Below are 9,314 nucleotides of genomic sequence, written 5' to 3'. Positions count from 1 at the left end.
AGACCGGTGCACCGTCCGGACAGCACGGAGGCGGCGGCCACGGTGCCGCCCGTCCGGCCGCGAACGGCCAGCAGCACGCCTCCGGTCGCGCACGCACCGGGTCGCGTCGCGCCAGCCGCCCGCAGGGCCGCTGAGTCACGCGCAGGAGCGGTCCGTCGGAACGTCACAGTTCCGGCGGGCCGCTCTTCTGCATCCCCGGCACCTACGGCATCCAGCCGCACGCACCCCGCGCACCGGGCGCCGGGTGGCGTCAGGCCCGGATGGCGTTGATCGCGAGGTTCAGCACGCGTTCGCGCTGGGCAGGGCTGTCGTAGGAGGCCACGGCCGCAACGCCGGAGACGAGCTTGACGACGTCGCTGATGGTGATGTCGGGATCGACCGCACCGGCCTGCTGCGCACGGGAGAGCAGCGGCTCCCCCGCCGAGAGCATGATGTGGCGGCACTGCGTCAGCACAGACGACTCGCGGTTGAGGCCGTCCAGGAGCGCGTGCTTGGTGCCGACGTACGAGACGAAGCGGTCGAGCCAGGCGCGCAGCGCGTCCCAGGGCTCGAGCGAGGCGACCTCGAGGGCTGACGCGGCCAGCGCGTCGACCTCGCCGAGGTACAGGGTCTCGATGAGGTCGTCGCGCGTGGGGAAGTTGCGGTACAGCGTGCCGATGCCCACCCCGGCACGGCGCGCGATGTCCTCCAGCGACGCGTCGGAGCCGGACTCCGCGAACGCCGCGCGTCCGGCCGCCACCAGGGCGTCGAAGTTGCGCGCGGCGTCGGCCCGCTTCGGGCGGCGCTCAGCCAGAGCGGATGCCGGTGCCACCGTCGTCACGCTGACCTCCAGGGGATGTCGGAAAAAGTCTGTCGATGCACTTGCGAAACGGAGGGCTCCTCCGGTAACTTCTAACCGGAGGCTTCCTCCGTTCGGAGCCACTCTCCGATTCTACCTCTCCTCTCTGCAAGATCGGAAGGACCATGACCATCCGCTCGAACCACCGGCCCGCCTACGCGGCCGTCGCCGTGAGCGTCGCGTCCATCGCGCTGCTCCAGAATCTCGTCATCCCCGTCATCCCGATGATCGAGGCCGACCTGCGCATCGACTCCGATGCCGCGACCTGGACCATGACCGCCTGGCTGATCGCCGCGGCCGTCGCCACTCCCCTGCTCGGACGCGTGGGCGACCTGCGCGGACGACGGGCCACTCTCCTCGCCGTCCTCGGCCTCGTCATGCTCGGCGACCTCGTCGCCGCCTTCGCGCCGAACATCGGCGTCCTCATCGCCGGGCGCGTCCTGCAGGGCGCCGGCGGAGCCGTCTTCCCGCTCGCCTTCGCCCTGCTGCGCGAGTTCATGCCGCCGCAGCGCCTGACCGGCGCCATCGGCTCCGTGAGCGCGCTGATCGGCATCGGCGGGGCCGCCGGCAGCGTGCTGGCCGGCCCGCTCTCGGCCTCGATCGGCTGGCGCGGCCTGTTCGAGGTGGCGCTCATCGCGGCCGCGATCGGCGCCCTCCTCGCCGTCGCCTGGATCCCGCGCTCGGCCACCCGTGCCAGCGGTCGGCTGAACTCGCTCTCCGGGGTGCTGCTGTCGGGGTGGCTGGTCGCACTGCTCCTCCCTCTCGCCTCGGGTGCGCACTGGGGCTGGACCAGCCCCGTCACGCTCGGCCTGTTCGCCCTCGCGGCCGTGCTGCTCGTGGCATGGGTCGTCTCGGAGCTGCGCTCCGCGACACCGCTGGTCGACATCCGGATGCTCGCGCACCGCAGCATCTGGCCGGTGAACGCCGCCGGCGTGCTGATCGGCGTGGCGGTCTTCGGATTCTGGGGATACCTGCCGCTGTTCCTTGAGGTGCCCGCCGACACGGGCTGGGCGCTCGGCCTCACCGCGCAGACCGCCGGCCTCGTGCTGGTGCCGCTGCTGGCGGGCATGTCGCTGGCAGGCTTCGCCACCGGCGCGCTCAGCCGGGTGCTCACCCTGCGCACGCAGCTCGTGGCGGGTGCACTGGTGATGGGTGCGTCCGTGGTCGCGGCCGTGCTCTTCCACGCGGCGATCTGGCAGCTCGCTGTCGCGGGCGGGCTCTTCGGCATCGGCGTGGGAACCGCCTACGCCGCCATGGCGAGCATCATCGTCGAAGGCGTGCCCGCGAGCAGTGTCGGCATCGCCACCGGCGTGAACGCGAACCTGCGCTCGATCGGGTCCGCGATCGGATCGGCACTGATGACCGCGATCGTCTTCGGCTCCGTCGACGCCGGCGGACGACCGTTCGAGAGCGGCTACGACACGGCCTGGCTCACGATCGCTGCCGTCGCGGTGCTCGCAGCCGTCATCGTGGCCGTCGTCCCCGTCACCCGTCGTCGCGACGAGGTGCCGGTCCTCCTCCCGACGGCTCCGCAGCCGGTGCTCGCCGACGCGGCGTGACGTCGCCGCCGGCTCGCCGGCGCGGACGAGAACGGCCCCGGAATCCTCCACAGGATTCCGGGGCCGTTCTGCGCGTCATGCTCAGTGGCCGGGGTATGCGCGCTCCGGCGAGCCGACGTACAGCTGCTGCGGGCGGCCGATCTTGGTCTGCGGGTCGAGGTTCAGCTCGCGCCACTGCGCCAGCCAACCGGGCAGGCGACCGATCGCGAACAGCACGGTGAACATGCGGGTCGGGAAGCCCATGGCCTTGTAGATCACGCCGGTGTAGAAGTCGACGTTCGGATACAGGCGGCGCTCCTTGAAGTAGTCGTCCGCGAGGGCGATCTCCTCGAGCTCCTTGGCCAGGTCGAGGAGCGGGTCGGTCACGCCGAGCTCGGCGAGCACCTCGTCGGCCGCCTCCTTGACGAGCTTGGCACGCGGGTCGTAGTTCTTGTAGACCCGGTGGCCGAAGCCCATCAGCTTGACGCCCTCCTCCTTGTTCTTCACCCGCTCGACGAAGCGCTGCACGCTCTGACCCGACTCGCGGATCTGACCGAGCATGGTGAGGACGGCCTCGTTGGCGCCGCCGTGCAGCGGCCCTGAGAGCGCCTGGATGCCGGCGGAGATGGACGCGAACTGGTTCGCCCCGGTCGAGCCGACCAGGCGCACGGTGGAGGTGGAGGCGTTCTGCTCGTGGTCCTCGTGCAGGATCAGCAGCAGCTCGAGCGCCTTCGACATGACCGGGTTGACCTCGTACTCCTCGGAGAGCACGCCGAAGTTGAGCTTGAGGAAGTTGTCGACGAAGCTCAGCGAGTTGTCCGGGTAGAGGAACGCCTGGCCGACGCTCTTCTTGTGCGCGTAGGCGGCGATGACCGGCAGCTTGGCGAGCATGCGCACCATGTTCAGCTCGACGTGCTCGGGATCGTGCGGGTCGGTCTGGCCCTCGTAGTACGTCGACAGCGCGGCGACCGCGGAGGAGAGCACCGACATCGGGTGCGCGGTGTGCGGCAGCGCGGAGAAGAAGCGCTTGAGATCCTCGTGCAGCAGCGTGTGACGGCGGATCTTCTCGTCGAAGTCGGCGAGCTCGTCCGCGGTGGGCAGCTCGCCGTAGATGAGCAGCCAGGCCACCTCGAGGTAGCTCGTGCGCCCGGCCAGCTGCTCGATGGGGTAACCGCGGTAGCGCAGGATGCCCTGGTCTCCGTCGATGAACGTGATCGCGGACTTGGTGGAGGCCGTGTTCACGAACCCGTAGTCCAGACCCGTGTACCCGGTCTGTCGCGTCAGCGTGGAGAAGTCGATGCTCCCCGCCCCGCTGACAGATGACAGCAGAGGGAACTCCGCGGTCGTGTCACCGATCGAGAGAGTCGCCTTGTCCGGCTGAGCTGCGCTCACGCCAACCTCCTGCTGCGTCTGTGTCGTCGTGGACGATGTGTGGCGCAGAGCGCCTGCCGGTGAACGGCCGCATCGCGTTTACAGCCTAGTCGCGCCTCCGGCCTACTGTGACATCCACCAAGATATGGATGGTTTCACGCCGGAAACCGACAAATCGCCTCAGTGAGCGGATGCCGAGAGCCGCTGCGCGGCCTGCGCGACCCGATCGAGCGGCGCGGTCAGCGAGATGCGGACGTGGTCGGCGGAGTGGTCGCCGTAGAAGTGCCCTGGTCCCGCGAGGATGCCGAGGTCGGCCAGGCGGCCCATGGACTCCCAGGCGTCGCGCTCCTCCGTGACCCACAGGTACAGCCCCGCCTCCGACCCGTCGATGCGGAAACCTGCCGCCGTGAGGGCGGGCACGAGCAGCTCGCGCCGCTGCCGGTAGAGCTCCTTCTGCGCGGCGACGTGCTCGTCGTCGCGCAGCGCCACCGCCATGGCGTGCTGCACCGGCGCGGGGGGCATGAGGCCGAGGTGCTTGCGCGCCGTCAGCAGATCACCGACGATGCGCGCGCATCCCGCCACGAGGGCCGCGCGGTAGCCGGCGAGGTTGGACTGCTTGCTCAGCGAGTAGACGCTGAGCAGACCCGAGCGGGTCCCCCCGGTGACGCGCGGGTCCAGCACGGAGGGGATCGGCTCGGATGCCCAGGGGCCGTCCCAGCCGAGCTCGGCGTAGCACTCGTCACTGGCGAGCACGGCGCCCAGCTCGCGCGCGCGGCGCACGGCGGCGGCGAGCTCGTCGACGCTCCAGGTGCGTCCGTCCGGGTTGCCAGGCGTGTTGATCCAGATCAGCTTGGCGCCCTCGGGCCACTCCGCGGGATCGTCGACGGCGACGGGGGTCGCGCCCGCGGTGATCGCACCGACCGCGTAGGTCGGGTAGGCGACTCGCGGATGCACCACGATGTCGCCCTCGCCGAGTCCGAGCAGCAGCGGCAGCAGCGCCACGAGCTCCTTCGAGCCGATCGTGGGGATCACGTTCCTGACGGCGAGGTCCGGCACACCGCGGCGGCGCGCGTACCACTCGACGATGGCCTCGCGAAGCGCCGGAGTGCCCACGGTCTGCGGGTACGCGTGCGCGTCGGTGGCCTCGGCGAGCGCGGCGCGGATCACCTCGGGGGTCGGGTCGACGGGCGAGCCGATGGAGAGGTCGACGATGCCGTCAGGGTGCGCCGCCGCGCGCTCCCGGTAGGGCTCGACCGCATCCCAGGGATAGTTCGCGAGGTCGCGGACGCCCACTCACTCCCCCTGCGGGGGCAGCGCGGAGACCACGGCGTGGTCGTAGGGCAGCACGCCGACCTTGGCAGCACCGCCCGGGGAGCCCAGCTCGTCGAAGAACTCGACGTTGGCCTTGTAGTAGTCGGCCCATTCCCCGGGAAGGTCGTCCTCGTAGAAGATCGCCTCGACCGGGCACACCGGCTCGCAGGCGCCGCAGTCCACGCACTCGTCGGGGTGGATGTACAGCATCCGCTCACCCTCGTAGATGCAGTCCACGGGACACTCATCGACGCAGGCGCGGTCCTTGACGTCGACGCAGGGAAGGGCGATCACATACGTCACGTGACCAGTCTACGACGCGCGCGAGTGCCGATCGCCCGCTGCCCCGGCGGATGCCGACAGCCGGCGCACCTTGGAGAGGTCCGGCCACATGACCACGAGCACGACGATGCCCGCCGCGACGTACATCCAGATGTTGCCGAGCGGCGTGTTCGGCACGACCACGGATCCGCCCGGGCCGCGCTGCGAGATCAGCAGGATCAGCGCCATCATGCCGAAGCCCGCCGCCAGCGCCGCCCAGCGGTCGCCGGTCAGGGTGCGCAGGGCGATCAGCAGCGCCGCGCACGCGATCGCGCCGAGGATCATCCCCACCGGCACCGGTCCGAGCGTGTAGCTGTGCGCGATCGTGGCCGCCACGCCGTACACGCCGCCGATGAGGAGGGCGGCCAGCCAGGACAGACCACGGGAGATCACAGAGCGCACTCCCCCAGATTAGCGGCGGATGCTGCGGGTGCGCCGCCGCGATCAGACCGCCCAGCCGACGAGTCTGAGCAACGCTGCGACCGCCGCCGCTGCGACCACCACGACGAGGAACGACTGCCGCATCCACAGCAGCCCTGCGGCCACCAGCACCGCCGGGACCCGGGCATCCACCACGATCGCCTGGCCGGCTCCGAGCGACTGCACCGCCACGAGCGCCCCCAGCAGCGCGACGGTGAGCAGATCGGAGATCCGCGCGGGCCGCGGTGCCTCCAGCAGCCGCGCAGGGATGAGATAGCCGACGGCTTTCAGGCCGACGCAGATGCAGGCGGCGAGCAGCACCGCGTTCCACAGGGTCATGACGCCGCCTCCTTCACCGACGCGGCATCGCCGTCCCGCCCGAGCCAGTTGAACCAGCCGACGACGATCGCTACCACGGCCGCGACGAGCACCGGCATGCCCGGCATGAGCACCGGCGTGAGCGCAGCGGCGACGACCGCCGCGGCGACGCCGACGGCGATGGCCTGGCGCTGCTTCAGCCGCGGCCAGAGCAGGGCGAGGAACGCCGCGGCCGCAGCGGCATCCAGCCCCCACGACTTCGGATCGCCGAGCACGTCGCCGAGCAGGGCGCCGGCCAGCGTCGTGAGGTTCCAGCCGATGAACACGCCCAGACCGGTGATCCAGAACCCCAGCCGGCCCAGCGCCGGGGACTCCTGCGAGATCGCGACCGCAGTCGACTCGTCGATGGTCACCTGCGCTGCGGCGGTGCGGCGCCAGAATCCGTCGCCGATGAGGGACGACATCCGCATGCCGTAGGCGACGTTGCGCACCCCCAGGAGGGCAGCGGATGCGATGGCCGACGGCAGCGCCGCGAGCCCGCCGGCACCCAGCACTCCGATGAACGCGAACTGCGAGCCGCCGGTGAACATCACGAGGCTCAGCACGCACGTCTGCCAGATGTCGAGGCCGGATGCCACCGCGAGAGCGCCGAAGGAGATGCCGTAGGCGCTGGCCGCGATGGCCACGCCGAGGCCCTCGCGCCACACCTCCCGGACGGCGCGTGTCGCAGCATCCACCTTTGTTCGATTCGCCGAACGCATGACCAACATTCTGAACGAGTGCTCGATGTCCGTCAAGTCGAACGATCGTTTGCGATACTGAACACATGGAACTGCGCGAACGCATCGCCCATGCCCTGCGACGCGAGCGGGAGGCCGCCGGCATCTCGGTCTCGGAGCTCGCCCGCCGCGCGAGCGTGTCGAAGGCGACCGTGTCCCAGCTGGAGAGCGGCGCGGGCAACCCGAGCGTCGAGACGCTCTGGGCCCTCGGCGACGCCCTCGGTATCCCGTTCTCCACTCTGGTCGACGAGAGCACCACTGCACCTCGTCTGATCCGCGTGGGCGACCACCCCGGCGTGCCGTCGGCCGCCGCCCCGTATCTCGCGACGCTCCTGTCGGCGGCGGCACCGGGCGCACGCCGCGACATCTACCTCATCCAGGCCGAGCCGGGCGAACCCCGCCGCTCGCTCCCCCACCACCGGGGCACCACCGAGCACGTCGTGCTGGTCTCGGGCGAAGCCCTGCTCGGCCCCGCCGACACACCGGAGCTGCTGCACCCCGGCGACTACCTCTCCTATCCCGGCGACGCTCCGCACATCTTCGAGGCGCGCGCCGCCGGGACGACAGCGGTCCTGATCACCGAACTCCGGTGATCAGGACCGCGCAGGTCTCGGGCCTTCGACTCAGTACCAGTTCACTGCCTGGGAGTGCGACCACGCCGAGCAGGGCGAGCCGTAGGCCCGCTTGATGTAGTCCAGACCCCAGGAGATCTGCGTCGCAGCGTTGGTGCGCCAGTCCGCCCCCGCGGTGGCCATCTTGCTTCCGGGCAGCGCCTGCGGGATGCCGGTCGCACCGCTGGGGTTGTAGGCCTTGTAGTTCCAGCCGGACTCCTTGTTCCACAGGCTCGACAGGCAGGAGAACTGGCCGGCGCCCCAGCCGTACTTGCTGGCGGCCATGGCGCGAGCGGTGGCCCGTGCGCCGTCCGGGGTGTTCGCGGCGGCCAGCGCCGCCGCGGCGACGCGCTGCTGCTCGGCGGCCTGCTCAGCGGCGATGCGCGCGGCTTCAGCGGCCTTGGCGGCGTCATCCGCGGCCTTGGCCTCCTTCGCCGCCGTCAGCGACTCCTGCAGCGCGGCGGTGTCCCGCTGCACGAGCACCGTGCTCCGGATGACGTCGTCGGTCAGGTCCGCGAGCTGCTCGGAGCTGGGCTGCTCGGCGGCCGAGAGCAGCTTCACATCATGCGTCAGGTCGGCGATCGCGACATCCTTCAGCGTTGTGCCGGGCAGCACGTCCGCCGACTCGGCGACGTGGTTCAGTGCGACGGCGTTGTTCAGGGCGATCCGGCCGTCGCTCTCGGCCTGGGAGGCCTTGTGGACATCGGCCTCCGAGGGAGCGGCGAGAGCGGGAGCGGCGAGGATGCCGGTGGCCGCCGCGGCGGCGAGGACGGCGCCGACGGCGACGCCGACCAGCGGCTTGCGCATCGCGGAGCGGGCGGACACGGCGGCACGCACCCGGCGGGACGCACGGGTGTGAGGGGTATGAAGCATTCGGGTTTCGACTTTCGGGTCGTCGTCGGCCCGGAACCCGCGGAGGGCTTGCTCATCGGGAGCGGTTTCCCGGGCACCGAACGAGTCTGCGCCCCCGTTCTGGACGGAACATGCCACGGACCTGGACATTCCGTGCCTGGTTCGTGGGAATCCCGGCTTCACGCTCCCAAGAAGATGTGTTATGCGTTCGTTACTTCCCGCCGACGCCGCCGCGAGAAAGCGAAGGCCCCGGTTCGAGAACCGGGGCCTTCCGATGGATCGCAGCGCGCGTCAGGCGTTGGCGTCCTGACGCTTCAGGCGCGACGCCTCACGACCGCGGACGGTCTGGTCCAGGATCACCTTGCGGATGCGGACGGCATCCGGGGTGACCTCGACGCACTCGTCCTCGCGGGCGAACTCGAGGGACTCCTCCAGCGACAGGATGCGCGGCGGGGTCATCGACTCGAACGTGTCGGCCGTGGAGGAGCGCATGTTGGTGAGCTTCTTCTCCTTGGTGATGTTCACGTCCATGTCGTCGGCGCGCGAGTTCTCGCCCACGACCATGCCCTCGTAGACCTCCTCGGTGGGACGCACGAAGAACGACATGCGCTCCTGCAGGGCGATCATGGCGAAGGGTGTGGCCACACCGGCGCGGTCCGCGACGATCGAGCCGTTCTGACGGGCCACGATGGAGCCGGCCCACTCGTCGTAGCCGTGCGAGATCGCGTTCGCGATGCCGGTGCCGCGGGTGATCGAGAGGAACTCGGTGCGGAAGCCGATCAGACCGCGCGAGGGCACGATGAACTCCATGCGGATCCAGCCGGTGCCGTGGTTGATCATGTTGTCCATGCGGCCGCGGCGGTTGGCCATCAGCTGGGTCACGGCGCCGAGGTGCTCCTCGGGGACGTCGACCGTGAGGTGCTCGTAGGGCTCGTGCACCTTTCCGTCGATCTTG

The 9,314-nt window shown here is 70.5% G+C and carries 10 protein-coding genes and 1 pseudogene; 2 read left to right on the top strand and 9 right to left on the bottom strand.

Translation table 11 applies throughout. The features are described from left to right. Window positions 1-250: 250 nt before the first annotated feature. Window positions 251-820, bottom strand: coding sequence for a TetR/AcrR family transcriptional regulator (locus tag BGN97_RS11845; protein ID WP_292701652.1), 570 nt, complete (start codon window positions 818-820; stop codon window positions 251-253). 143 nt (window positions 821-963) lie between these two features. Here BGN97_RS11845 and BGN97_RS11840 point away from each other — a divergent pair, with 143 nt between their 5' ends. Beyond that, window positions 964-2,397 (top strand): MFS transporter, encoded by a 1,434-nt coding sequence (locus tag BGN97_RS11840; protein ID WP_292701649.1) that lies wholly within the window; start codon window positions 964-966, stop codon window positions 2,395-2,397. 81 nt (window positions 2,398-2,478) lie between these two features. Here BGN97_RS11840 and BGN97_RS11835 read toward each other — a convergent pair whose 3' ends face one another. The 6 genes from BGN97_RS11835 to BGN97_RS11810 all read right to left on the bottom strand — a co-directional run bounded on the left by BGN97_RS11835 (window position 2,479) and on the right by BGN97_RS11810 (window position 6,878). Further along, entirely contained in the window at window positions 2,479-3,768 is a 1,290-nt protein-coding gene (locus BGN97_RS11835; RefSeq protein WP_292701645.1) for a citrate synthase, read from the bottom strand. Between the two features lie 159 nt (window positions 3,769-3,927). Continuing rightward, window positions 3,928-5,040: a succinyldiaminopimelate transaminase gene (gene dapC, locus BGN97_RS11830; RefSeq protein WP_292701642.1), complete on the bottom strand. Its 1,113-nt coding sequence runs from the start codon at window positions 5,038-5,040 to the stop codon at window positions 3,928-3,930. After that, window positions 5,041-5,361 carry a ferredoxin gene (fdxA, locus tag BGN97_RS11825; protein ID WP_285633905.1) on the bottom strand — a complete coding sequence of 107 codons (321 nt, stop codon included), beginning with the start codon at window positions 5,359-5,361 and terminating at the stop codon, window positions 5,041-5,043. It lies immediately after the preceding gene. 9 nt (window positions 5,362-5,370) lie between these two features. Then, window positions 5,371-5,781, bottom strand: coding sequence for a histidinol dehydrogenase (locus tag BGN97_RS11820; RefSeq protein ID WP_292701637.1), 411 nt, complete (start codon window positions 5,779-5,781; stop codon window positions 5,371-5,373). 42 nt (window positions 5,782-5,823) lie between these two features. After that, window positions 5,824-6,138: an AzlD domain-containing protein gene (locus BGN97_RS11815; RefSeq protein ID WP_292701634.1), complete on the bottom strand. Its 315-nt coding sequence runs from the start codon at window positions 6,136-6,138 to the stop codon at window positions 5,824-5,826. Continuing rightward, a complete protein-coding gene (locus BGN97_RS11810; protein WP_292701631.1) occupies window positions 6,135-6,878 on the bottom strand; it encodes an AzlC family ABC transporter permease in 744 nt (247 codons plus the stop codon). Before BGN97_RS11810 ends, BGN97_RS11815 begins: the two co-directional genes overlap by 4 nt. A gap of 65 nt (window positions 6,879-6,943) precedes the next feature. Here BGN97_RS11810 and BGN97_RS11805 point away from each other — a divergent pair, with 65 nt between their 5' ends. Then, the gene (locus BGN97_RS11805) at window positions 6,944-7,489 is read left to right on the top strand and encodes an XRE family transcriptional regulator (protein WP_292701628.1); all 546 of its coding nucleotides are present in this window, start codon (window positions 6,944-6,946) and stop codon (window positions 7,487-7,489) included. Window positions 7,490-7,519: 30 nt separating this feature from the next. On the opposite strand, the gene BGN97_RS11800 is transcribed toward BGN97_RS11805, so the two are convergent. Together BGN97_RS11800 and BGN97_RS11795 are read right to left on the bottom strand one after the other, a co-directional pair. Next, the gene (locus BGN97_RS11800) at window positions 7,520-8,332 is read right to left on the bottom strand and encodes a phospholipase (RefSeq protein WP_292701625.1); all 813 of its coding nucleotides are present in this window, start codon (window positions 8,330-8,332) and stop codon (window positions 7,520-7,522) included. 318 nt (window positions 8,333-8,650) lie between these two features. Next, window positions 8,651-9,314: pseudogene (locus BGN97_RS11795) on the bottom strand (translational GTPase TypA); the annotation flags it as partial.

The organism is Microbacterium sp. 69-10 (assembly GCF_001897945.1).
Lineage (GTDB): Bacteria > Actinomycetota > Actinomycetes > Actinomycetales > Microbacteriaceae > Microbacterium.
The sequence above is the reverse complement of the archived record's forward strand: the minus strand, read 5'-3'. Positions and strand labels throughout refer to the sequence as shown.

Excerpts from the sequence above, each read along its gene's own strand:
- BGN97_RS11840 (WP_292701649.1), top strand. The coding sequence starts at position 964 with ATGACCATCCGCTCGAACCACCGGCCCGCCTACGCGGCCGTCGCCGTG.
- BGN97_RS11805 (WP_292701628.1), top strand. The coding sequence starts at position 6,944 with ATGGAACTGCGCGAACGCATCGCCCATGCCCTGCGACGCGAGCGGGAG.
- BGN97_RS11810 (WP_292701631.1), bottom strand. The coding sequence starts at position 6,878 with ATGCGTTCGGCGAATCGAACAAAGGTGGATGCTGCGACACGCGCCGTC.
- BGN97_RS11815 (WP_292701634.1), bottom strand. The coding sequence starts at position 6,138 with ATGACCCTGTGGAACGCGGTGCTGCTCGCCGCCTGCATCTGCGTCGGC.